This window comes from Janthinobacterium sp. BJB426 (assembly GCF_002735705.1).
Taxonomy (GTDB): domain Bacteria; phylum Pseudomonadota; class Gammaproteobacteria; order Burkholderiales; family Burkholderiaceae_D; genus Janthinobacterium.
Map to the genome: position 1 here is coordinate 221,558 of NZ_PDZL01000004.1, position 23,836 is coordinate 245,393.

A 23,836-nucleotide genomic window follows, 5' to 3' on the forward strand; every position below is an offset into this window, starting at 1 on the left:
GCACTGCCTTCGGCAATGCGCCTTGCCTTGAACGGTTTCAGGCGCTAGCGATAATATGTGCCGGCAGCGCCCCGCGCAGCGCATTGCACACGACGATCGCATCGGCCCGCGCCAGCATGGCGCGCGTGATGATGGTTTCCTGCGCGTTCCAGGCGGGATCGGCCAGCATGGCGGCGCGCTGCACGCCGGGCAGCAGGCCGCAGGACAGGGGCGGCGTGTGCCAGCGGCCGTCCAGGCGGACGAAGACATTGCTGCGTCCGCCCTCGGTCAATTCGCCCCGTTCGTTAAAGAACAGCATGTCGAAGCCGCCTTGCGCTTCGGCCGCGCGCCAGGCCGCATCGTAGCGCGCGCGCACGCTGCTCTTGTGACGCAGGAACAGGTCGTCGGCAGTCGTGGCGTCGGGCGCCAGCAGGATGTTGACTGTCTCCGGCAAGGCGGTGAGGGCACCGCTTTGCGTCGTAAACCGGCCATCCTGGCGCAGCGCCAGGCGCAGGCGGAACGGGACATCATCGGGGCGTGCTGCGCAGGCTGTCTGCAGCGCGGCGCGGGCGGCATCTTGGTCCCAGGTAAAACCGAAGTAGGCGCAGGAGGCGGCCAGGCGTGCCAGGTGGCGCTCTTGCTGGCGGCAGCCATCGTTGCGGCTGGCGTGCAGGGTCTCGAACAGTTCGAAGTCGTTCGTGAGGCCCGTGAGGAAGCGGGCCTTGAGCTGGCATTCCGCAAATTCCTCGTGCGGGTCGCTGTCCAGGACGATACCGGCGCCCACGCCCATCTCGCCGCGCCGGATGCCGTCAGGGCCAGCCGGCTGCAAGGCCAGGGTGCGGATCGGCACGGACATGCAGAAATCGCCCACGGCGTGGGCGGCGCCGGCGGCTGGCGGATCGAACCAGCCGATGGCGCCCGTGTAGATGCCGCGTGGCGCTGGTTCCAGTTCGGCGATGATTTCCATGGTGCGGCGTTTTGGCGCGCCCGTGATCGAGCCGCATGGATACAAGGCCTGGAAGATGTCGGCCAGGCTGGCGTCGCCGCGCAAGCGCGCCTGCACGGTGGAGGTCATTTGCAGCACGCTGCTGTAGCGCGTCACCTCGAACAGGGCCGGCACCTTGACGGAGCCCGTGACGGCGATGCGGCCGATATCGTTGCGCAGCAGGTCCACGATCATCAGGTTTTCCGCGCGGTTCTTCGGATCGGCAGACAAGGCCGCGGCGCGGCGCGCGTTTTCTGCCGTTTGTTCAGGCGGGGCGGCCGGCGCCGTGCCCTTCATGGGACGCGCCATCAACTCGCCCTGCGCATGGCGCACGAACAGTTCCGGCGACAGCGACAGCAGGGCGCCGCCATCGGGTAGCATTACCAGCGCGCCGTAGGGCACGGGCTGGCGCGCACGCAGCCGCGCATACAGGGCCAGGGGCGAGCCGAAAGCATCGAAGCGCAAGCGATACGTGTAGTTGACCTGATAGGTGTCGCCAGCCACGATATAGTCGTGGATGCGGTGCAGTGCCTGCGTGAATTCGGCCTGATCCACGTTCGCGCGGATATCGGCCACGCCGGCCGGCGCGGCGTCCGCGCTGACGCGCTCGTCCAGCCACTGCGCCACCTCGTCCTGCGACAGCTGCGTGCAATGCTCGAAGACGAGCACTTGCGCCAGCGGCGGCGCGTTGATACCTGCCGCGCGCGGCGGCATGGCCAGCAAATGCGCGCCCAGCTCGTAGCTGCACACGCTGACGGCGTACTGGCCGCGATGTAAGGCCTCTTGCAGCCCTTCAAGCAGGGCCGGCCACTGTCGCCCCTCGGTGCACTGCAAGACTGCCGCCAGGCCCGTGTACAGGCGCGAACCGGCGCCCGGAGTGCTGGCGTCGTCGAGCAGGGCGAAACAGTCGGTGTGCATGGGGACAGCCGCAGCGGTGACTTACCCCAGCAGCATGGCGATTTGCAGCGCCGCTTCCTGGGAGGGATTGATCTTGAAGCCGCTCTTGGCGTAGCGGTGCCAGCGTCCGATGACGAAGCTGACGATCAGGGTGGCGCGCGCCGCCACTTCGCTTTCCTTGCCATGGCCTTCGGCGGCGGCCACGCGCAAGGCCTGCTTGAGCGCCAGTTCCACGCGGTCGTAGAACTGGTTCATGCGCACTTGCAGGCGCTCGTCCTCATTGACCAGCGCATCGCCGATCAATACGCGCGTCATGCCCGGATTGCTGATGGCGAAATTGAGCAGCATGCCGATGATGTCGCGCGTTTGCGTCATGCCGTCGCTGTGCTTTTCCGCGATCTGGTTGATCAGGCCGAAGACGCTCGACTCGATGAATTCGATCAGCCCTTCGAACATTTGCGCCTTGCTGGCGAAATGGCGGTACAGGGCCGCTTCCGACACGGTCAGTCTGGCTGCCAGTGCGGCAGTGGTGATCTTTTCGCCTTTCGGCTGCTCCAGCATTGCGGCGAGGGCCTGAAGAATTTGTAGCCTGCGTTGGCCCGGCGGTGTGCTTGCCATATTTTCTCTTGTCGTTAAAAAAAATGCTGCCTTGATGGGAGGTCCGTCACCGCCGCTAGCGGTGCGGCTTCCGGCGTCAACCGGAAGCCCAGGAGTCCCCTTCAACGCAGACGGTGAAGGCGGCGTGCCAAATGCCGGACAGATTTTACTTTGACATCGACATAAGCGGGGCGATTTAACGCCTTGGGCAACTTCGCCACGCCGATCGGATCGGCCATTTTCAGGTATTGCGTGACCCAGGCCGTGCGCAGGCCCAGTTTTTTCGCACCCTTCAGGTTGGCCAGGGTGTCTTCCACCAGGATGCAGCGGCCAGGGCGGATGTGGTGCTTGCGCATCAGTTTGCGCAGCATCAGGGTCGATGGCTTGGGCCGCAGCTGGCGGTGCACATGCATCGCTTCGATGGCGACGTGATGTGAAAAATGCTGGCGCAAGCCCAGGTGGCGCATCACGTCGCTCGAATAGCGCAGCGGCGCGTTGGTGAGTAAAATTTTACGGCCAGGCAGGCGCTTGAGTAAAGCCCCCAGCCCCCGCTCGGCGCGTATCATGGCCGGCAAATCGTCGAACGCGTGCGTCTCGTGCAAAAAATGCGCGGTTTGCACCTGGTGATGCTTGACCATGCCCAGCAAGGTGGCGCCATAGCGGCGCCAGTAGGCCGCGCGCGCCGCATTGACGATGGCGTCGTCGGCCGGCGTGACGCCATCGCCCAGCACGCGGGCAATATACGTGTTCATATTGGCCGTGATGGTGGGGAAGATGGCATGCGAGGCATTGTGCAGCGTGTTGTCGAGGTCAAACAGCCAGACCGGCGACGAGCGGTTAAGATGGGACACAGGCACAGGAGTCTTTAGGCAAGATGATAAGCAGGATGAAAAATTCAACAATCAGGAAAACCATGCGACGCCAGATTATAGTGATGTTTTGCGGATTATTCTTGCTGCCGTTGCCGGCGGCCTTTGCCGAAGCGCCGCCCGTGGCGCAAAACCGGGGCGCCCTGTTCAAGGTGCAGGATGCCAGCCATACCCTGTATCTGTTCGGTACCATCCACGTCGGCTCACCCGACTTTTATCCGCTCGAGCCGACCGTGACGCAGGCGCTGCATCAGGCTGGCGCGCTGGCGCTGGAGATCGATCCGGGCGCCGATCCGCGTGCCGCCCTGGGCGCCGTGCTGAAATACGGCATGGAGGCGCCGGGCAGCAAAGTGCCGCCTGACTGCCGCCAGACCCTGGCGCCACGCCTGGCGCCGCTGTTGCAAAAATACGGCATTCCAGCCGAGTCGGTGGCGCCGATGAAGCCGTGGATGCTGGCCAGCATGCTGGCCATCGGCGAATTTTCCATGCTTGGCTACCGCTCCGACCTGGCCGTCGACAATTATCTGTCGCAGCAGGCCAGGGCGCGCAAGATCCCGGTGCTGGAGCTCGAATCGATGGAAGGCCAGATGGCGCTGTTCGGTGCCATGTCGCCGCTGGATCAATGCCGCTTTCTGGAAGACGGCGTGGCGTCGATCGAAGACCAGGAACAAAGCCAGGAAGCGCGCGAGATCGCCAACGCCTGGCGCACGGCCGATGCGACCGCCTTTGACAAGCTGGCCGCGAAAGCGGCAACCGACCCGTCGTTCGCCGCGCAGTTCGTGCAAAAGGTGTTGTTAGATGGCCGCAACCCGGCCCTGGCCGACGGCATCGCCAACTTGCTTGCGCGCGAAAAGTCCAGCCTGGCCGCCATCGGCGTGCTGCACCTGGTCGGAACGAAAAGCGTGCCGGAGCTATTGCGTCAGAAGGGCTTGAAGGTCGAGCGGGTGTATTAGCGCTGAATGTACGGCGAGGAAGGACAACGCCGCCATGGACAGTTTTTTAGCTGCGGGGAAAGGATACTGGTGCCCTTGACGTGGATCGAACACGTGGCCTCTCCCTTACCAAGGGAGTGCTCTACCACTGAGCTACAAGGGCAAATTAAAAGCGGCGCCAGGTGATCTGCGCCGCCAAACTACTCGCTGTGATGCATTGCGATTTTTTTAGTGCGAACGGATCATAGTACCAAAAGCCTGCTCGGTCAACACTTCCAGCAATAATGAGTGTTCGATGCGGCCGTCGATGATGTGCACGGTGTTCACGCCGGACTTGGCGGCGTCGAGCGCGGACGAGATCTTCGGCAGCATGCCGCCCGAGATCGTGCCATCGGCGAACATCTCGTCGATTTCACGTGCCGACAGGTCTGTCACCAGGTTACCCTGCTTGTCCTGGACGCCAGCGATGTTGGTCATCATGATCAGTTTTTCTGCTTTCAGGATTTCCGCGATCTTGCCGGCTACCACGTCGGCGTTGATGTTGTAGGCCTGGCCATCCTGGCCGAAACCGATCGGCGAAATGATGGGAATGAAGGCGTCGTCCTGCAGCGCCTTGACGACGGCCGGGTTGATCGCGTCGATCTCGCCGACGAAGCCGATATCGAGGAATTCGCCCGGATGTTCGCGGTCCGGCATCTGCATCTTGCGCGCGCGGATCAAGCCGCCATCCTTGCCCGTCAGGCCCACAGCCTGGCCGCCGTAATGGTTGATCAGCATGACGATATCCTGCTGCACTTCGCCGCCAAGCACCCACTCCACCACTTCCATGGTTTCTTCATCGGTGATGCGCATGCCTTGCACGAAGGTGCCTTGCTTGCCGATTTTTTTCAGCGCATTATCGATCTGCGGTCCGCCGCCGTGCACCACGACAGGGTTCATGCCGACCAGCTTGAGCAGGATGACGTCGCGCGCGAAGCCGTGCTTCAGGCGTTCGTCCGTCATGGCATTGCCACCGTACTTGATGACGATGGTCTTGCCATGGAAATTGCGGATGTAGGGCAGGGCCTCGGCCAGAATCTGCGCCTTGATTTGTGGCGACACCGCCGTCAAGTCGTCATTCATGTCCAGGTTCAAGTTAGCTAGTTGATTCATGGCGAGTCCGGAAAATAGATTTGTGAGATTTTACAGGGAAGAAGAAAATCTTGGAGGCATTATAGGGCGATCTTGTTGTATTTTCCCTGATGATCCTATAGTCTGGCCCGATATGTTCCCCAGCCAGCCCTTTTACTGCCAGTTACATCTGCGTCGCATCCCGGCGCAGCATGACACACACTTGCCAATTCACACACAGCCATGAGCCAGTGCACTCTCTGCGGCGCCACCTTCCAGTGTGGCCAGCGCGATCCGGACGCCAAGGAACCCTGCTGGTGCGTGGCCCTGCCGCCAGCCGTTCCCGTGCCCGGCAGCGCCGCCGCGGGCTGCTGGTGTCCCGCCTGCCTGCAAGCCCATATCGCCAGCTTGACGCCCCCGGCAGCAACGCCGGCCAAATAAGCCTATCGGCGCGCTTTTTCCTTTGCAAAAGACCTTGCATTTTGTAGGGGAATACGTTCAGACTTCGGTTTTTAAGAATTTCTGATAGGAAACTCTCATGCGTTTCAGGGATATCCGCATCGGCGTGCGCATCAATGCCGGTTATGCCATGTTGATCGTGCTGATGCTGGTCGTTATCGTCCTGGCGGGGAGCCGCATCTATGCCATCCGCGCCGAGACCGACGATATCCTGCAGCGCGACTGGGTCGCCGCCAAGGCGACCAGCAAGATCCACGGGCTGGCGCGCGAGGCGGCCACGCGCATCGGCAACCTGCCGAACCAGCACGAGCCGGCGCTGCGCCAGGCAAACCAGGCGCGCCTGGAAGCGATCAAGCAGGGCATCGATGAGCAGGTGCGCATTCTCGACGGTCTCGATGCGCGGCCCGAGGAACGGCGCCTGCTGGAACAGATGCACCTGGCCCGCGCCGATTACTATGTTTCGCTCAAGACGATGTTCGAACTGATCGAGCGCGGCGAGGATGCCCGCGCCGAGCAGGCCATACAGACGCAGACCTTGCCGGTGCTGGAAAAAGTGCTGCTGTACGTGGGCCAGCTCGACGACCTGCAGCAGCAGCTGATCCGCGACAGCGCGGCCAGGATACGCAACGACATCGATACCTCGCTGCTGCTGATGGGCGGCATCGGCCTGGCAGCCTTGCTGACGGGTCTCGCCTTTGCCTGGTCGGCGCGCTCGATCACGCGTCCGCTGGGCGAGGCGGTGGCGATCGCCACGCGCGTGGCCAATGGCGACCTCAGTTCCGTCATCGAAGTGACGTCGCGCGACGAGACGGGCGAATTGCTGCAGGCGCTCAAGGACATGAGCACCAGCCTGGCCGTCGAGCAGGACCTGCGCCACGCCGTCGAAGTGGCCGAGGATGCGACCAAGATGAAATCGGACTTCCTGGCCAATATGTCGCACGAAATCCGCACGCCGATGAACGGCATCATCGGCATGACCCACCTGGCGCTGCAGACGGACCTCACGTCGACCCAGCGCAACTACCTGGAGAAGGTGGAATCGGCTTCGAAGAACCTGCTGGCCATCATCGACGACATCCTCGATTTCTCGAAGATCGAGGCGGGCAAGATGGCCTTTGAAAAAGTCGATTTCTTCCTCGAGGACGTGCTGGCGCAGATCGCCGACCTGTCCGTGATGCGTGCCCAGGACAAGGGACTGGAACTGCTGTTCGACATCGCCCCCGACGTGCCGAACGCATTGCAGGGCGACCCGCTGCGCCTGGGCCAGGTGCTGATCAATCTCACCAACAACGCGATCAAGTTTACGGACAAGGGCGAGATCGTCGTCACCATCCGCTTGCAGCAGCTGGAAGAACGTGCGGCTGTCTTGCGCGTGGATGTGCGCGACACGGGCATAGGCCTGACGCCGCCCCAGCGCAGCAAATTGTTCCAGGCCTTTACCCAGGCCGACACCTCGACCACGCGCCACCATGGCGGCACGGGCCTGGGCCTGACCATCAGCAAGCGCCTGGTGGAAATGATGGAAGGCGAGATCGACCTGGTCAGCGAAGCGGGCGTGGGCAGCACCTTTTTCTTCACGGCCCGCTTCGGCCTGGCCGCCGTGCCGCGCGACAGCCTGCCGCAACTGCAGCATCAGCAGCAGTTCCAGGGCCTGCGCGTGCTGGTGGTCGATGACAACCCCAGTGCGCGTGAAATCTTCGTCAGCATGCTGACGGCGCTGGGCTTCGAGGCGCGTGCCGTGTCTGGCGGCGTGCTGGCCATCGGCGCCGTGGCGCAGGCGCGCGCCGAGGGGCGAGCGTACGGACTGGTACTGATGGACTGGAAAATGCCGGGCATGAACGGCCTCGATACCCTGGCCGGCATCCGCGCCGATGCCGCCGGCATCGATGCGACGCCGGCCTGCATCATGGTCACGGCCTTCCATCGCGAAGCGCTGCTGGAAGCGGCGCGCCAGCGGGACTTGCCGTTCGACGGCGTCTTGAACAAGCCGGTCAGCGCCTCGACCCTGCTCGACCAGATATCGTTCGTGTTTGGCGGTGTGACGGGACAGAGCCGCAAGACGCAGCGCCAGAGCAGCTACCGCGATGACGAGCGCGCCTTGCGCGGCGCCTGGCTGCTGCTGGTGGAGGATAATGAAGTGAACCAGGAAGTGGCACAGCATATTCTCAACGACGCCGGCATCCGCGTCGACATCGCCAGCAATGGCGCCATCGCGCTGGCGAAGATCGAGGAAAACGCCTATGACGGCGTGCTGATGGATTGCCAGATGCCGGTGATGGATGGCTACCAGGCGACGCGCAAGCTGCGCCAGGATCCCCGCTATTCGAATTTGCCCGTGATCGCCATGACGGCCAATGCCATGGTGGGCGACAAGGAAAAATGCCTGGATGCCGGCATGAACGATTTCATCGCCAAGCCGATCGACGTGGCGCAGCTGTTCGGTACCCTGGCGCGCTGGATCGCACCGGCCACGCCGCAGGCAATGACGGCGGTGATGCCGCAGCCGGAAGCGGAGCTGCCCGTGATCGCCGGCCTGAAAATGGCGGAAGCCATGCGTCGCGTGGGCGGCAATGCCGTTTTGATGCGAAAATTGCTGGACCGTTTTGTGGAAACCCAGTTCGACGCCATGCAGCGCATCATTGCCGCCATCGAGAACAACCAGCTGGAAACCGCGATCCGCGAAGCGCATACCTTGAAGGGCCTGGCGGGCAATATCGGTGCCGGTGGCCTGGCCGACAGCGCTGCGCGGGTCGAGCACTTGCTCAGCCTGGGTTCGCACGACGGCTTGCCGCAGGCGCTGGCCGCCTGCGCCCTGGCGCTCGACGAGCTGGTGCCGAAAGTCGTGCTGGCCATGCAGTCGCGTGGCAATGCGGCCGAGGCGGGCGGCGCGGCGGTGGCGTACGTGGCGCCGGTGGACCGGGCGCACCTGGAAGCGGGTTTGCGCGAATTGTCGCAGCTGCTGCTGCAGGACGATGCGCAGGCCGTCAAGCACCTGGACGGCATTGGCCCCGTGCTGGTCGCGGCCGGGCAGGCGGAACACGCGCGCCAGTTGAAGCGCATGCTGGGACAATACGATTTCGAAGGTGCGCTGGCGCAGCTGGGCGAGGTGGCCGATGCGCTGGAGCTGACACTGTGACAAGGATAACTATGCAGAGCGAAGGACGGGCATGAGAGCGCCGGCAAGCAAGCCAACCATTCTGGTGGTCGATGACACGCCAGACAATATCGACCTGCTGCGCGCGGTGCTGGAAGACGATTACCGCACCAAGATCGCCGTGAATGGCGAGCGCGCCCTGAAGATCGCCGCCGGCAGCGACCAGCCCGACCTGATCCTGCTCGACATCATGATGCCGGGCATGAGCGGCTACGACGTGTGCCGTGCGCTGAAGGCCGATCCCGCCACGGCCGGCATCCCCGTGATTTTTGTCACCGCCATGAGCGAAGTGGCGGACGAGCAGCTGGGCCTGGCCCTGGGCGCCGTCGATTACATCACCAAGCCGATTTCGGCGCCCATCGTGCTGGCGCGCATCAGGACGCAACTGGCGATGAAGCAGATGCAGGATTTCTTGCGCGACCAGAACCAATACCTGGAAACGGAGGTGGAGCGCCGCGTGCAGGAAGTGGCGGCGCTGCAGGACGTCACGATCCACGCCATGGCCTCGCTGGCCGAGACGCGCGACAGCGAGACGGGCAACCATATCCGCCGTACCTCGCACTACCTGAAGGCGCTGGCTGAGAAGGTGCGCGGCTTGCCGCGCTTCCGCGATTTTTTGACGGATAAGAATATCGAACTGCTGTTCAAGACGGCGCCGCTGCACGACATCGGCAAGGTGGGCATCCCCGACCATATCCTGCTCAAGCCCGGACGTTTCGAGCCGCACGAAATGGCCATCATGAAGACGCACACCACGCTCGGGCGCGACGCCATCCTGGCGGCCGAGCACGAGCTGGGCATCGAAGTCGATTTCCTCAAGTACGCGAAAGAGATCGCCTACAGCCACCACGAGAAATGGGATGGCAGCGGCTACCCGCAAGGCCTGGCCGGCGAAGCCATCCCGATTTCGGCGCGCCTGATGGCGCTGGCCGACGTGTATGACGCCCTGATCAGCCGGCGCATCTACAAGCAGGGCATGGACCATGCGCAGGCCGTGCAGATCATCGTCGAAGGACGCGGTTCGCACTTCGACGCCGAGATTGTCGATGCCTTCCTGCAGATCCAGGAGCAGTTCATCGCCATCTCCACCCGCTATGCCGACGGCGTATGCGAGATCGCCGACAAGCAGCGGCAGATCGCGCCCTACACCGACAATATCAACTGACGGTCTTGAAGAAGCGCAGCATTTCCCGGCTCGCGTCCGGCCCTTTTCCATCCGTATAACTGCCGTTATGGCTGCCGCCGGACCAGGCATGGCCGGCGCCGTGGATGACCCAGTGTTCGCCCAGCGGGGAGCCATCGGCCTGGCTGTGCGTGGTGCGCGTGTAGCGGTGGCCATTCGGCACGCTGCCGTCGATGGATGCGGCCTTGGCCGCCTTGCCGCCTGCCTGGCTGCGCACGCCCTGGGCGATCAGTTCATCGCCATTGCGCGGATTGACGGTGGTGTCGCGGTCGCCGTGGAAGACGATGATGGGCACGCCGCCGGCCGGCGCCTTGCGCTGGGCATTGGGCATGGCGCCGCCCTTCATGGCGGCCAGCGCCGATGGCAAGTCCTGCGCCGAAGCGAAGGGTAGGCCCGAATGCACGCCGACGGCGGCAAACAGGTCCGGGTACAGGGTACCGACGATGACGGCCATGGCGCCGCCCGCCGACAGGCCGGCGACGAACACTTCGCGTTCATTCACTGGATATTCGTCGATGACTTGCCGGGCGATGCCGGCGATCAGCGATGGTTCGCCCTGGTCGCGCTGCTGGTCGATGGCATTGAACCAGTTCCAGCAGCGCGAACTGTTGGCGCCCTGCGTTTGCGCCGGGTAGACGACAAAGCATTCCTTTTCTTCGGCCAGCGCATTCATCTGCGTGCCGGCGGCGAAATCATCGGGATTTTGCGTGCAGCCGTGCAGCATGACGATCAGCGGCATGGCCTGGCCGTGATAGCTGCTGGGGATATACAGTTTATAGGAGCGCGTGCCCGCATGGTTGCGGTACACGCCGTCGATGAATTGCGCACCGGCCGGCATCTCCACCGGCGTGGCGGCCGGCGTGTTGAAGCCAGGTGGGTGGAAATTCGGCAGCTCGAAACTGGGCATGTCGAAGCTGTGCTGGCCCAGGCCGGCCGGCACGCCCAGGCGCGCCATGAAATCCTGCGCGAAGTCCTGCGCCGCCTGCGCGGGCGTGGGTGGCGCGGCGTCAGCTTGCGGCTGCTCGGCTCGGGCCTGCGCAGGTGGTGACGCAGGTGGTGGATTGATATCGCGCATCGGCTGCGGTGGCGGCGCTTGCGTGGCTGCCGCCGGCGGCGTCAGGCCGGCGGCAGACAGCGCCTGCTGGATCGCTTCGGTGGCTGCGGCGGGACCGCCGCCCATCAGATTGCGGGTTGCGGCGCGCATCTGCGCCAACATGTTGAGAGGTAGTTTCATGACTATCCTTAACGGTGCCGCGCATCGGCCGGGTCATCGCCGCGAACCAATACGCTAGTGAATTCGCCCTGCAAGCGCCGTCTTGACGACGGTGCTGGCGTGCAGGGCACCTAATACGAAAATCGACTCGATGGTGGCCAGTGCCAGTTCCACGGAGACGTCGCTGGCAATGCTGGCCAGTCCCAGCACCTGGATTTGCAAGCGCTGGCCGGCTGCCTGGATCGCTTCCAGGTCGGCGCGCGAATAATGCTGCATGCCCAATACCAGGCTTTTACGGGCGACGGTTTGTTTCACCACGTCGGCGTGGATACCCAGCTGGTTGCGTATGGCCGTACGGATCAGATCCGTGCGGTTGGAATAAAATCCTTCCTGGACCAGCAAATCGATCTGCCCCAGGTCGATCAAGCCGAGGTTGATCGTGATTTTCTCGGATTCCCCAATTTTGGGCTTGCTGTCTTGCTTGGCCATATCTCTCCAAAAACTCCACGTGGCATCCATTTGCCATCTGTATGGATGGTAGTATAGTTGTGTAGTATCTCAAGTCAAGCAGGATTTGGTCTGATAACGCTGTAGGACGGGCACCCGTAGAGTGAGAATGGGCTGCAAAATAAATTTCCAGAAGATGATTTTTTGATCATGTTTTCACTTGAAAATTTATTCACAGAAACATTGCATGGCGATGCCGCCGACTCGCCGGCGCCGTTTCGCGGCATAATGAAAGCCTACACGTTTACCGATGCCGCTCCATGATGGTCGCTACCCCACCTCCGCCAGCCATTCCTCTCCCCTCGCCAGTGCCGTCGCCCTGCGTCAGCCTGTGCAAGATGAACCGCAACAGCGGCTTGTGCGAAGGCTGTTTGCGCACGCTCGACGAGATCATCGCCTGGAGCAAGGCCGACGACGACTTCAAGCGCGCCGTGTGGGCCGAATTGCCAGGACGTGTATCCCTGCTCGATTTCGAGCCCGACTACTGAGGAAGCCATGCCGCGATCGCCAGCGCTGTTCCCCGATGCCATGCAGGTGTTCGAACGCGGCTGGCTGTCGTCGAATAACATCCTGTTCCAGGGCAGGGATGACACGGCCCTGATCGACAGCGGCTATGTCACGCATGCGCCGCAAACCCTGGCCTTGCTGCGCCATAGTCTGGCGGGCCGGCCGCTGGACCGCCTGTTCAATACGCATCTGCATTCCGACCATTGCGGCGGCAACGCGCTGCTGCAAGCGCAATACGGCTGCCACACGGCCATTCCCGTCTCGGAAGCGGACAAGGTGCGCGCGTGGGACGTCGACGCCCTGAGTTTCCAGGCCACGGGCCAGCAATGCCCGCGCTTCGGCTTTGACGCCACCGTCTCGCCGGGCGACACGTTGACGTTGGCCGACATGCGCTGGCAAGCGCTGGGCGCACCGGGCCACGATCCGCACTCGCTGATTTTTTACTGCGCCGACGAGGGCATCCTGATCTCTGCCGACGCCCTGTGGGAAAACGGTTTTGGCGTGATCTTCCCCGAACTCGATGGCGGCTCCGGTTTTCTGGAAGCGCGCGCCACGCTGGACCTGATCGCCGGCCTGGACGTGCGCGTGGTGATTCCCGGCCATGGACGGCCATTCCAGGACGCCGCCGGCGCCCTGCAGCGCGCCTGGTCGCGCCTCGATTACCTGGCGTCCGATCCCGTGCGCAATGCGCAGAACGCGGTAAAAGTGCTGCTCAAGTTCCTGCTGCTGGAACGCCAGCGCATCGCCATCGCCGAGATACCGGCGCTGCTGCGCGGCATGCCCATCTTCGAAGAGGCCAACCGGCGCTTTCTGCGCCAGGAAGCGGCCGCGCTGGCCGAATGGGCCGTGTCCCAGCTGGTGAGGGCCACGGCGGCACAGGTCGAGGGTGAGTACTTGCTTAACGAAGGCTGAAACGGTCAGGCGATAAATTCAGCACGATCGTACTTTTTCTGCACTATAATCAACGTTCAGTGTATTTCTCATCCCGATCAACTTTCCAGCGAGTCCGCCATGGCATTGCCTGTTGCGTTGCAAAACCTCTCCTTACCCGTAATCGCCTCGCCGATGTTCATCGCCAGCGGCCCGGCCCTCGTCGCGGCACAGTGCAAGGCCGGCATCGTCGGTTCCTTCCCGGCCCTGAATGCGCGACCCGCCGAATTGCTCGACACGTGGCTCACGGATTTGCAGGCCGAACTGGCTGCCTTCCAGGCCGCCAATCCGGACAAGAAGGTCGGGCCGATCGCCGTCAACCAGATCGTGCACCAGTCGAATGACCGCCTCGCGCATGACGTGGCAGTGTGTGTGAAACACCAGATCCCCATCATCATTTCCTCGCTGCGCGCGCCGCCGAAGGAAATGCTCGACGCCATCCACAGCTATGGCGGCATCGTGCTGCATGACGTGATTTCGATCCGCCATGCGAAAAAAGCGCTGGAAGCCGGTGTCGATGGCTTGATCCTGGTGGCCAGCGGCGCCGGCGGCCATGCGGGCACCCTGTCGCCGTTCGCGCTGGTGGGCGAAGTGCGCAAATTCTTCGACGGTCCGCTGGCGTTGTCGGGTTCCATCGCCACGGGCGACGCCGTGCTGGCCGCGCAAGCCATGGGCGCCGACTTTGCCTACATCGGCTCGCGCTGGCTGGCGACCAAGGAGTCGAACGTCAGCGAGGGCTACCGCGACGCCATCGTTGATTCCAGCGCGGCGGACATCGTCTACACGAACCTGTTTACGGGCGTGCACGGCAATTACCTGAAAAAATCGATCGAAGCGGCCGGACTCGATCCGGAAGCGTTGCCCGAAGCGGACAAGAGCGCGATGAACTTCGGCTCGGGCAGCGCCAAAGCCTGGCGCGACATCTGGGGCGCGGGCCAGGGTGTGGGCTTGATGGATGACGTGCCGAGCGTGGAAGAGATGGTGGCGCGCCTGAAAGCCGAATACGATGCGGCGCGCGCGCGCTTGAAGCTGTAACCTTGCTGCTGCCGGATGACGCGGCATGTCGCGTCATCCAGGCCATCCTTATTCCTGCTTCAAATCCTCGGGCTTGATGGCCCACAGGCCCGGCAGGTTGCGCCAGTAGCCATACGCATCCATGCCGAAGCCGACGACGAAACGGTTCGGGATCACCAGGCCGACGATGTCGGCTTGTACCGGCTTCTTCTTGCCGATGGCCTTGTCCGCGAACACGGCCAGGATGACTTCCGAGGCACCCATGTCCAGCAAGCGCTGTTTGACGTGCGCCAGGGTCTCGCCTTCGTCGAGAATATCGTCGAGCACGATCACGGTGCGGCCCGCCACGTTCGAACGGGGGATGACTTTCCACACCACCTCGCCACCCTTGTCGTCGTCGCCGTAGCGGCTGACATGGATGTAGTCGAATTCGAGTGGAAAGCTCAGTTGCGGCAGCAGGTTGCCCGTAAATACAACGGCGCCGCCCATCACGCCCAGCACCAGCGGGAACTCTTTCGAGTCCTCGGCGTTGAAGCGCGTGTTGAGCACATCGGCCATGCGCGTGATCGACGCCTGCACGGCGTCTTGGTCGAACAGCAGTTCCGCGTTCTTGATCAGGTCACGGGCACGGTTGTGATGAAATTCTTGCATGGACTCTTGCATGGCGATGAATGGGGCTGATGGTCAATGCCGGTATTATCCCGCAAATCGGCCTTATTTGTAATCGCGCATGTCGTCGATGATTTTCCCATCCTGCGCCAGGCTGCCCACGGCCACGAGCAGCACATCGCCGCGCAGCTTGGTCAGTTCGCGGATCGAACCGATGATGGCTTCGGTGCCGCTGGCGTCAGTCGGATCGTCGACTTCGCAATGCAAAGTCATCTCGTCGTTGGCCATGCGCCCCGACACCACCAGCCGCGCCTTTTTGATGTGCGGGTGGCGGCGCGCGATCTCATGCACCTGCGATGGGTGCACGAACATGGCGCGCACCTTGGTGGTTTGATCGGCGCGCCCCATCCAGCCCTTGATGCGCGTATTCGTGCGGCCGCACGGCGACTCCTGCGCGTCCATCAACACGGCCGACAGATCGCCCGTGGCGAAGCGGATCAGCGGATAGTCGGCATTGAAGACGGTGACGACGACTTCGCCCACTTCGCCCGGCGCGACGGGAATGCCGCTGCCCGGATGGACGATTTCCAGCAGCACGTTTTCGTCCACGACCATGCCGGGATTGAGCTTGCCATTGCTGGCCGTTTCATAGGCGATGCTGCCGATATCGGCCGAGGCATAGGTCTGGAACACGTGCGGCACGCCGTTTTCGGCAAACCAGCTGCGCAGGGACTCGGGCAAGGCTTCTGCGCCCATCACGGCCTTGGTGACGCTGCTGATGTCGGCGCCCATCTCGCGCGCTTTTTCGATGATCAGTTTCAGAAATGACGGCGTGCCGATATACGTGTCGGGCTTCAGGTCGGCCATCGCCTGCACCTGCATTTCCGTCTGTCCGATACCGGCCGGGATGACGGTGCAGCCGATGCGCGCGGCGCCCCCTTCGACCATGAAGGCGGCCGGCGTGAAGTGATACGAAAAGCAGTTTTGCAGCAAGCCGCCGGCGCGCACGCCGGCCGCATACATGGGACGCGCGAAGCGCCACCAGTCGGGGCCGCGGCCTTCGGGATCGAAGATGGGGCCGGGCGAGACGAACACGCGCGACAGGGCGTTTTTCGGCGTCGTGTTCAAGCCGCCGAACGGCAGCGCGTCGTGCTGCAATTGCTTGAGGTCGGACTTGCGCGTCACGGGCAGCTGCGCCAGCGCGGCGCGGCTGGTGATGTCGGCTGCGTTGACGCCGTCGAGGATGCGGGCCCAGCCCGGCGCCTTTTGCGCGCGCGCGATCAGCTGCGGCAGGCCGGCCATCAATTCGCGTTCGCGCGCTTCGGGGGCGCGTGCTTCCAGACTGTCGAGCGTATCGGTCATGTTGCTGATTCTCCAATGTCACGTTGCATTTTTTTCGTCAGTCCCGCAACAATCAGGCTGTATGAGCGCTGCAGCAGGGTAGCCATTTCGTCGTCGTCGAGGGCGTCTGGGCTGGCGACCAGCACCCATTTGGCCCGCGCCAGGTAGGGCGCCGGGCGAAAGCCGGGACGGTCCGTCAATTCCAGGAAGCGTTCCGCATCGACCTTGATGCTCATGCCGCGCGTGCTGTGCGCTTCCGCGCCGCACAGGGCGAACAGGCGGCCACCGACGGAAAACGCCAGCACGTTGCTCCACTTGATGTCTTCTGTCGCGCCGGGAAAGCCGCGGCACACTTGCTTCGCCCGTTCCAGATCCATGACGGCAACTCCCGATGTCAGGCCAGCCAGCGCTTGCGGCGGCGGTAGAACTTCATGTCGCGGAAGCTCTTGCGCCCGGCACTGGACACGCCCAGGTAAAACTCTTTGACGTCTTCGTTGCTGGCCAGTTCCTGCGCTTGCCCTTCCATCACGACCCGTCCGTTTTCCAGGATGTAGCCGAAGTCGGCGTAGCGCAGCGCCACGTTGGTGTTCTGCTCGGCCAGCAGGAAAGAGACGTTTTCCTTGTGGTTCAAATCCTTGACGATGCCGAAGATCTCTTCAACGATCTGCGGCGCGATGCCCATCGACGGTTCGTCCAGCAAAATCATCGACGGCTTGGCCATCAGCGCGCGGCCGATGGCGCACATCTGCTGCTCGCCGCCCGAGGTATAGCCGGCCTGGCTGCTGCGCCGGGTTTTCAGGCGCGGGAAATAGTGGTAGACCTTTTCCAGCGCGTCTTTCAGCTCGCCGCGCGAGAGGCTGCGCGTGTAGGCGCCCGTCAGGAGGTTTTCCTCGATGGTGAGGTGGCCGAAACAGTGGCGCCCTTCCATCACTTGCGACAGGCCCCGCTTGACCAGTTCATTCGGCGTCAATTGATCCACGCGCTCGCCCTTGAACTGGACTTCTCCCTTGGTGACGTCGCCCCGTTCGCCGCGCAGCAGGGTCGAGATGGTCTTCAGGGTGGTCGACTTGCCGGCGCCGTTGGCGCCCAGGAGCGCCACGATCTTGCCTTGCGGGACTTGCAGCGACACGCCCTTCAGGACCAGGATCACATGGTCGTAGATGACTTCGATATTGTTCACCGACAGGTAGGGCGGCGGCGTGTCCGCCTGGGGCGGGGCTTGCGTGGCAGTGTGGGTCATGGCTGCTTCTTTAAAATGTTAAACACGGGACCGGCGGTAGCCGGTCCGGTTCCTCTCGCCTACTGCATTACTTCATGCACGCCGGCGTAATCTTTTTCTCTTCGGCGTACTTGCCGGACGATTCCTCGACCAGTTTGCGCACCAGGGCCTTGTCGCCGACGATCCATTTCGGCGTGATGGCGGTCCATTTCTTGCCATCCCACTGCTGCACTTTCACGGCGCCCGAGCCTTCATGGTCATCGCAGCTGGTTTTCACGGTGGGGAACATGCCCAGCGCGCCCACGGCCTTCTGGCGCGCATCGTCGACGTTCAGGTTTTCCAGGCCCCAGCGCATCTGCTCGCCCGTGATCGGTTTGCCCTTGCCGAATTTTTCCTGCGCCACGCGGATCGCTTCGACCCACAGGATGCCAGCCGTCACGCCGCGCATGTGGTAGACGGAGCCGATGCGCGACTGGTCGGATAGGTTGCCCTTGCCGGACGCGTAGAGTTTCTTGCGGATGTCGTCAAGCACGGGGTAGTTGCCCGGCGTATTGAACGTCATCGCCGTGTAGCCCTTGGCCGCGTCGCCCGATGGAATCGTGTCTTCCTCGGAGCCGGCCCACCAGACGCCCAGCATTTTGTCGCGCGGGAAGCCGTTGCGCTGCGCCGTCTTGATGGCAACGGAATTCATCACGCCCCAGCCCCACAGGATCACGTGGTCCGGTTTGGCCTGGCGGATCTGCAGCCACTGCGATTGCTGTTCGCTGCCGGGCGGCGCGACGGGAATTTTCACCAGCTCGAAGCCGTACTGTTTCGACAGCGCTTCCAGCACGGGCAGCGGTTCCTTGCCGAAGGCCGAATCGTGGTACAGGTGGACGATTTTTTTCCCTTTCAGCTTGTCCATGCCGCCATCCTTGTCGCCAAGGTATTTGATCATGGCGGCGGCCTGGCTCCAGTAGCTGGAGATCAGCGGATACACGTAGGGGAAGACCTTGCCGTTGGCGGCGTCCGAGCGGCCGTAGCCGATCATCGTCATGGGGATCTTGTCTTGCGCCACGCGGTCCAGGATGCCATAGGCGACGCCCGTGGACAGGGTTTCGACCAGGGTGGCGCCGCCCTGCTTGGTTTTCAGGCGTTCATAGCATTCGACGCCGCGCGACGGGTTGTATTCCGTTTCGCATTCTTCCCAGCTGATCTTGACGCCATTGACGCCGCCGGCCTGGTTGACCAGGTTGAAGTAGTCGATGATGCCGCCGTAGAAACCGGAACCGCCAGCCGCGTAGGGACCCACGCGGTAGGACGGCAGGGCGATGTACTGTTCCTTGTCCTGCGCCTGGGCGCTGCCGGCCATGGTGAGTGCGGCACTGGCGATGGCGGCGGCCAGCATGAGCGATTTGATGTGTTTCATTGTGTGTCTCCTCTTGTTTTATTTGATTTCAAGTCAACCGACATCAGACTGCAAGGTACAAATTCCTAGTGCGGGAAAGGCCACAGGCGTAATTTCTCTTTCGCGATCTGCCACAGCCTGGCCAGGCCGTGCGGTTCGACGATCAGGAAGAAGATGATCAGCGCGCCGAACACCATCAGTTCCAGGTTCGAGGCCACGCTGGTGGGCAATGCCAGGCCATGCGCGATGGTGTTTAGGAAGACGGGCAGCAGCACGATGAAGGCCGCGCCGAGGAAGGAGCCGAGAATCGAGCCGACGCCGCCGATGATGATCATGAACAGGATGCGGAAGGACAGGTCTAGGTTGTACGCTTCCGGCTCCACCGTGCCCAGGTAGGCGTAGGCATACAGCGCGCCGGCCACGCCGCAGTAGAACGAGCTGACGGCGAACGCCAGCAGCTTGGTGCGCATCAGTCTGAAACCGATCACTTCGGCCGCCATGTCCATGTCGCGCACGGCCATCCACGAGCGACCCACGTTCGAGCGGATCATGTTCTTGGCCAGCAGTGCCATGCCGGCAACGATGGCCAGCACCAGCAGGTATTTGCTTTGCGGCGTGTCGAACTGGTAGCCGAGGATGGTCATCTTCTGCACCGTGATCACGCCCGAGGAACTGTAGTTGGTCAGATACGGGATCTTGGTCAGGCACCAGACGACAAAAAACTGCGTCGCCAGGGTGGAGGCGGCCAGGTAAAAGCCGCGGATGCGCAAGGAGGGCAGGCCGAAGGCGATGCCCACCATGGCCGCGCACAGGCCGCCGAGGATGAAGGACACCAGCAGCGGCAGGCCAGGCAGGCGGGCCATGAAGTTATACGAGGCAAAGGCGCCCACGGCCATGAAGGCGGCCGTGCCCAGCGACAGCTGGCCCGCGTAACCGGTCAGGATGTTCAGGCCCAGCGCCGCCAGGGCGAAGATCAGGAAGGGGATCAGGATCGCCGACAGCATGTAGGGCGAGGCGAAATACGGCAGGAGGAAGACGGCGACGAGGAGCGTGGCCGTCAGCGCCAGGCGGTCTTGCCGGATCGGGAAAATCTGGTTGTCAGCCTGGTAGCTGGTCTTGAATTGTCCTGCTTCACGGTAAATCATGGCGTGTCCTTTGTGATGGGTGCATCGTATGCATGGTGCGGCGTCAGATGCGCCGGATGATCTTCTCGCCGAACAATCCTTCCGGACGCACCAGCAGGAACAGCAGGGCCAGCACATACGGGAACCAGCCTTCGATGCCGCCGCCCACCATCGGGCCGAGATAGACTTCGGCCAGCTTTTCCGACGCGCCGATGATCAGGCCACCGACGATGGCGCCCGGCACCGACGTAAAGCCGCCCAGGATCAGCACCGGCAGCGCTTTCAAGGCGATGAAGGTGAGGGCGAATTGCACGCCGTTGCGCGCGCCCCACAGCAAGCCGGCCACCATGGCCACCAGGCCCGCCACGCCCCACACCACGGCCCAGATGCGCTGCAGCGGGATGCCGACCGCCAGCGCCGCCTGGTGGTCGTCGGCGACGGCGCGCAGGGCGCGGCCCACCTTGGTTTTCGAGAACAGCAAGGCCAGGCAGATCACCAGCAGCGCGCAGATGCCGGCCGCCACCACGTCGAACTGCGAGATGATGATATTGAAATGCTCCATCAGGAAGGGCATCGGCACGTCTTCGATGGGCAGGTCCAGCTTGTGCACCTGCGAGCCCCACATCAGCTGCGCCAGGCCTTCGATGAAAAAGGTCAGGCCGATGGTGGCCATGAACAGCGTGATTTCCGGCTGGTTGACGAGCGGGCGCAAGACCACGCGTTCAATCGCCATGCCCAGCACGATCATGGTCACCATCGTCAGCGGGATGGCCAGCCACAGCGACAGGCCGAACTTGTCCATGATGCCGACGCAGGTGAGGGCGGCGAAAAACACCATCGCTCCCTGCGCGAAGTTGAACACGCCCGAGGCCTTGTAGATCAGCACAAAACCGATCGCCACCAGCGCGTACATGACGCCCGACAGCAGGCCGCCGATCAGCACTTCAAAGAAAAAATTGATATTCATTGCTATTCCTCGTCTAGTGCGCCACACCTAAGTAGGCGTTGATGACATCCTGGTTGCTGCGCACCTCGTCGGGCGTGCCGTCGCCGATCTTCTTGCCGTAATCGAGCACCACCACCCTGTCGGAGATATCCATCACCACGCCCATGTCGTGCTCGATCAGCACGATGGTCGTGCCCAGCTGGTCGTTGACGTCGAGGATGAAACGGCACATGTCCTGTTTTTCTTCCACGTTCATGCCTGCCATGGGTTCGTCCAGCAGCAGGATGTCCGGTTCGGCCACCAGCGCGCGGCCTAGCTCCACCCGTTTTTGCAAGCCGTAGGGCAGGCGCCCCACGGGAGTCTTGCGGATGGCCTGGATTTCCAGGAAGTCGATGATCTCTTCGGCCTTCTTGCGGTGCTCGATTTCCTCGCGCCGTGCCGGACCCCAGTACAGGGCTTGCAGCAGGAAATTCGACTTCATCTTCAGGTTCCTGCCCGTCATGATGTTGTCCAGCACCGTCATGCCCTTGAACAGGGCGATGTTCTGGAAGGTGCGTGCGATGCCGGATTTGGCGGCCGCATAGCAATCCATGCCGCGCCGGTGTTCGCCCCGGTAGATGATTTCGCCCTGCTGCGGGCGGTACACGCCGTTGATCACGTTGAGCATCGAGCTTTTGCCGGCGCCGTTCGGGCCGATGATGGCGCGGATTTCATGCTGCTTGACGTCGAACGAGATGTCGGTCAGCGCTTTCACGCCGCCGAACGACAGCGAGATATTCTTCAGGTCGAGGATCACGGGACCCGTCTTGCGGGCCGTGCCGAAATGGGCGTCGGGTTCGTTCATTTGCATCGTGCTGTGCTCCATCATGCGGCCAGGCCCTGGGGCCGATACGTTTTGCTGTCCCAGATCTGCAGGTCGGCGCTGGTCGAGCCAAGGCGGCCATCCTCGAATTTCACCTGGGTCTCGATGTATTGCGTTGCCTTGCCCTCGTACAGGGCGGAAATGAGCACCGCGTACTTTTCGGCGATGAATTTGCGGCGCACCTTGCGCGTGCGGGTCAGTTCATCGTCATCGGGATCGAGCTCCTTGTGCAGCACGAGGAAGCGGTGCACCTGCGTGCGGTCCATCAGCGGGTCGGCCGCCAGTTCCGCGTTGACCTGCTCGATGCAGTCGCGGATCAGGCCATAGGTTTCGGCGCGCGCCGCCAGGTCCGTGTAGCCGGAATAGGCAATGCCGCGCCGCTCGGACCAGTTGCCCACCGCTTCGATGTCGATATTGATGAAGGCGCAGACCTGGTCGCGCGCATGGCCGAAGGCCACCACCTCCTTGATGAAGGGGAAGAACTTGAGCTTGTTTTCGATGTAGTTGGGGGCGAACATGGCGCCGCAATTCATCTTGCCCACGTCGGCCGCGCGGTCGATGATTTTCAGATGGCCTTCGCCGTCGAACACGCCTGCGTCGCCCGTATGGAAATAGCCGTCGTCGTCGATCACTTCGGCGGTGGCGTCGGGACGCCTGAAGTAGCCGCTCATGGTGGCCGGCGACTTGACCAGCACTTCGCCGTTTTGCGCCAGTTTCACCTCCACGCCGGGCGCCGGCAAGCCGACGCTGTCGAACTTGATATTGCCGTCCGGTTGCAGACACACATAGGCGCAGGTTTCGGTGGAACCGTACAGCTGCTTGAGATTGACGCCGATGGAGCGGTAGAAGCGGAACAGGTCGGGGCCGATGGCGGCGCCGGCCGTGTAGGCGACGCGCACGCGCGACAGTCCCAGCACGTTCTTCAAGGGGCCGTAGACGAGCAGCTCGCCCAGCTTGTAGCTGAGGCGGTCCGCCAGCGCGACGGGCTTGCCATCCAAAATCTGCGCGCCGCAGCGCTTGGCCACGTCCATGAAATGGCTGAACATGTGGCGCTTGATGCTGCTGGCGTCTTCCATGCGTATCATCACGCTGGTGAGCATGTTCTCGAACACGCGCGGCGGCGCAAAGTAGCACGTGGGGCCGATTTCGCGCATGTCGATCATCACCGTGTCGCCCGACTCGGGGCAGTTGACGGTGAAGCCTGCCACCATGGCCTGCGCCAGCGAGAACAGGCAGTCGCCGACCCATGCCATGGGCAGGTAGGACAGGATGTCTTCCTCGTCGGTGAGCTTGTCGAAGGCGACGCCGCCAACGCCCGCGGCCAGCAGGGCCGTGTGGCTCTGGCACACGCCCTTCGGTTTGCCCGTGGTACCCGAGGTGTACAGGATCACGGCGGAGTCGCTGCCCTGGCCCGCTGCCACGGCGGCGTCAAAAAAGCCCGGATGTTCGCGGTCGTAGGCCCGGCCCAGCACCTGCAGGGCGGCAAAGGACATCAGTTCCGGCTGGCGGTAATGGCGCATGCCGCGTTCATCGTCATACGCGATGTGGGCCACGTGCGGATACAGGGCCTTGAGTTCGAGCAGCTTGTCGACCTGCTCCTGGTCTTCGACGATGGCGTAGCGGATTTCCGCATCCTGCAGCACATAGGCCATGTCGGCGGCCGGCGCGTCCTGGTACAGTGGCACGGGCACGCCGCCCAGGCTTTGCGCCGCCAGCATGGCCCAGTACAGGCGGGGACGGTTGTCGCCGATGATGGCCAGGTTCATGCCGCGCTGGAAGCTGATGGCGGCCAGGCCGCAGGCCAGCGCGCGCACCTCGTCGTTGACCTCGCGCCAGGTCCAGGTTTGCCAGATGCCCAGGTGTTTTTCGCGAAAGGCGGGCTTGTCGGATCGTACTGTCCCGTGTTGCAATAAGCGCCGTGGAAAAGTCGGCATTGCTGCTGTGGTATTCGTTTGCACCAGTGTCTCCCTGTTGCTTGTCTCAGGCCCCACCTCGTTGGATGGCGCTCTGTG

At 62.9% G+C, this 23,836-nt stretch carries 22 protein-coding genes and 1 tRNA gene; 7 read left to right on the plus strand and 16 right to left on the minus strand.

The annotated features are described in order from the left end of the window. Positions 1 to 37: 37 nt before the first annotated feature. From pabB to CSQ93_RS08815, 3 genes are all read right to left on the minus strand, one after another. A complete protein-coding gene (pabB, locus tag CSQ93_RS08805) occupies positions 38 to 1,882 on the minus strand; it encodes an aminodeoxychorismate synthase component I (RefSeq protein ID WP_099377732.1) in 1,845 nt (614 codons plus the stop codon). A gap of 21 nt (positions 1,883 to 1,903) precedes the next feature. Beyond that, positions 1,904 to 2,479 (minus strand): nucleoid occlusion factor SlmA, encoded by a 576-nt coding sequence (gene slmA / locus CSQ93_RS08810; RefSeq protein ID WP_034752791.1) that lies wholly within the window; start codon positions 2,477 to 2,479, stop codon positions 1,904 to 1,906. A gap of 101 nt (positions 2,480 to 2,580) precedes the next feature. Next, positions 2,581 to 3,315, minus strand: coding sequence for an HAD-IA family hydrolase (locus tag CSQ93_RS08815; protein WP_099377733.1), 735 nt, complete (start codon positions 3,313 to 3,315; stop codon positions 2,581 to 2,583). Positions 3,316 to 3,410: 95 nt separating this feature from the next. On the opposite strand from CSQ93_RS08815, the gene CSQ93_RS08820 reads away from it, so the two are divergent. Then, positions 3,411 to 4,280 carry a TraB/GumN family protein gene (locus CSQ93_RS08820; RefSeq protein ID WP_233516113.1) on the plus strand — a complete coding sequence of 290 codons (870 nt, stop codon included), beginning with the start codon at positions 3,411 to 3,413 and terminating at the stop codon, positions 4,278 to 4,280. A 67-nt stretch (positions 4,281 to 4,347) separates the two neighbouring features. Here the strand turns inward: CSQ93_RS08820 and CSQ93_RS08825 are convergent. Both CSQ93_RS08825 and argB read right to left on the minus strand, forming a co-directional pair. Further along, positions 4,348 to 4,422, minus strand: a tRNA-Thr gene (locus tag CSQ93_RS08825). Between the two features lie 65 nt (positions 4,423 to 4,487). Then, on the minus strand, positions 4,488 to 5,381 hold the full coding sequence (gene argB, locus CSQ93_RS08830; protein ID WP_010393729.1) for an acetylglutamate kinase: 894 nt from the start codon (positions 5,379 to 5,381) through the stop codon (positions 4,488 to 4,490). A gap of 231 nt (positions 5,382 to 5,612) precedes the next feature. Between argB and CSQ93_RS08835 the strand changes: the two genes are divergently transcribed. From CSQ93_RS08835 to CSQ93_RS08845, 3 genes are all read left to right on the plus strand, one after another. Then, positions 5,613 to 5,810, plus strand: coding sequence for a cysteine-rich CWC family protein (locus tag CSQ93_RS08835; RefSeq protein WP_099377735.1), 198 nt, complete (start codon positions 5,613 to 5,615; stop codon positions 5,808 to 5,810). A 97-nt stretch (positions 5,811 to 5,907) separates the two neighbouring features. Next, positions 5,908 to 8,964: a response regulator gene (locus CSQ93_RS08840; RefSeq protein WP_099377736.1), complete on the plus strand. Its 3,057-nt coding sequence runs from the start codon at positions 5,908 to 5,910 to the stop codon at positions 8,962 to 8,964. 31 nt (positions 8,965 to 8,995) lie between these two features. Next, positions 8,996 to 10,147 (plus strand): response regulator, encoded by a 1,152-nt coding sequence (locus tag CSQ93_RS08845; RefSeq protein WP_099377737.1) that lies wholly within the window; start codon positions 8,996 to 8,998, stop codon positions 10,145 to 10,147. Here the strand turns inward: CSQ93_RS08845 and CSQ93_RS08850 are convergent. After that, positions 10,140 to 11,399: an extracellular catalytic domain type 1 short-chain-length polyhydroxyalkanoate depolymerase gene (locus CSQ93_RS08850; protein WP_233516114.1), complete on the minus strand. Its 1,260-nt coding sequence runs from the start codon at positions 11,397 to 11,399 to the stop codon at positions 10,140 to 10,142. The two genes, CSQ93_RS08845 and CSQ93_RS08850, sit on opposite strands and share 8 nt — an antisense overlap. Positions 11,400 to 11,453: 54 nt before the next feature. Beyond that, positions 11,454 to 11,867: a CopG family transcriptional regulator gene (locus tag CSQ93_RS08855; RefSeq protein ID WP_034783786.1), complete on the minus strand. Its 414-nt coding sequence runs from the start codon at positions 11,865 to 11,867 to the stop codon at positions 11,454 to 11,456. 278 nt (positions 11,868 to 12,145) lie between these two features. On the opposite strand from CSQ93_RS08855, the gene CSQ93_RS08860 reads away from it, so the two are divergent. The 3 genes from CSQ93_RS08860 (at position 12,146) to CSQ93_RS08870 (ending at position 14,357) form a co-directional block, all read left to right on the plus strand. After that, a complete protein-coding gene (locus CSQ93_RS08860; RefSeq protein ID WP_099377739.1) occupies positions 12,146 to 12,373 on the plus strand; it encodes a DUF1289 domain-containing protein in 228 nt (75 codons plus the stop codon). Positions 12,374 to 12,380: 7 nt separating this feature from the next. After that, entirely contained in the window at positions 12,381 to 13,304 is a 924-nt protein-coding gene (locus CSQ93_RS08865) for an MBL fold metallo-hydrolase (protein ID WP_099377740.1), read from the plus strand. Positions 13,305 to 13,403: 99 nt separating this feature from the next. Then, complete coding sequence (locus tag CSQ93_RS08870) at positions 13,404 to 14,357, plus strand: NAD(P)H-dependent flavin oxidoreductase (protein ID WP_099377741.1); 954 nt, start codon at positions 13,404 to 13,406, stop codon at positions 14,355 to 14,357. 48 nt (positions 14,358 to 14,405) lie between these two features. Here CSQ93_RS08870 and CSQ93_RS08875 read toward each other — a convergent pair whose 3' ends face one another. The 9 genes from CSQ93_RS08875 to CSQ93_RS08915 form a co-directional block, all read right to left on the minus strand. After that, on the minus strand, positions 14,406 to 14,987 hold the full coding sequence (locus tag CSQ93_RS08875) for a hypoxanthine-guanine phosphoribosyltransferase (protein ID WP_099377742.1): 582 nt from the start codon (positions 14,985 to 14,987) through the stop codon (positions 14,406 to 14,408). A 63-nt stretch (positions 14,988 to 15,050) separates the two neighbouring features. Continuing rightward, the gene (locus CSQ93_RS08880; RefSeq protein ID WP_099377743.1) at positions 15,051 to 16,307 is read right to left on the minus strand and encodes a phenylacetate--CoA ligase family protein; all 1,257 of its coding nucleotides are present in this window, start codon (positions 16,305 to 16,307) and stop codon (positions 15,051 to 15,053) included. Next, the gene (locus CSQ93_RS08885; protein WP_099377744.1) at positions 16,304 to 16,663 is read right to left on the minus strand and encodes an MmcQ/YjbR family DNA-binding protein; all 360 of its coding nucleotides are present in this window, start codon (positions 16,661 to 16,663) and stop codon (positions 16,304 to 16,306) included. The genes CSQ93_RS08880 and CSQ93_RS08885 overlap by 4 nt, the downstream gene beginning before the upstream one ends. A gap of 17 nt (positions 16,664 to 16,680) precedes the next feature. After that, complete coding sequence (locus CSQ93_RS08890) at positions 16,681 to 17,526, minus strand: ABC transporter ATP-binding protein (RefSeq protein ID WP_099377745.1); 846 nt, start codon at positions 17,524 to 17,526, stop codon at positions 16,681 to 16,683. A 67-nt stretch (positions 17,527 to 17,593) separates the two neighbouring features. Continuing rightward, positions 17,594 to 18,913, minus strand: coding sequence for an ABC transporter substrate-binding protein (locus CSQ93_RS08895; RefSeq protein WP_034752814.1), 1,320 nt, complete (start codon positions 18,911 to 18,913; stop codon positions 17,594 to 17,596). 65 nt (positions 18,914 to 18,978) lie between these two features. After that, on the minus strand, positions 18,979 to 20,037 hold the full coding sequence (locus tag CSQ93_RS08900) for a branched-chain amino acid ABC transporter permease (RefSeq protein ID WP_034752817.1): 1,059 nt from the start codon (positions 20,035 to 20,037) through the stop codon (positions 18,979 to 18,981). Between the two features lie 43 nt (positions 20,038 to 20,080). Next, positions 20,081 to 20,977 carry a branched-chain amino acid ABC transporter permease gene (locus CSQ93_RS08905; RefSeq protein WP_180287991.1) on the minus strand — a complete coding sequence of 299 codons (897 nt, stop codon included), beginning with the start codon at positions 20,975 to 20,977 and terminating at the stop codon, positions 20,081 to 20,083. A gap of 19 nt (positions 20,978 to 20,996) precedes the next feature. Continuing rightward, positions 20,997 to 21,812: an ABC transporter ATP-binding protein gene (locus CSQ93_RS08910; RefSeq protein ID WP_035828489.1), complete on the minus strand. Its 816-nt coding sequence runs from the start codon at positions 21,810 to 21,812 to the stop codon at positions 20,997 to 20,999. 14 nt (positions 21,813 to 21,826) lie between these two features. Continuing rightward, a complete protein-coding gene (locus CSQ93_RS08915) occupies positions 21,827 to 23,758 on the minus strand; it encodes an AMP-binding protein (protein WP_099377747.1) in 1,932 nt (643 codons plus the stop codon). Positions 23,759 to 23,836 lie beyond the last annotated feature (78 nt).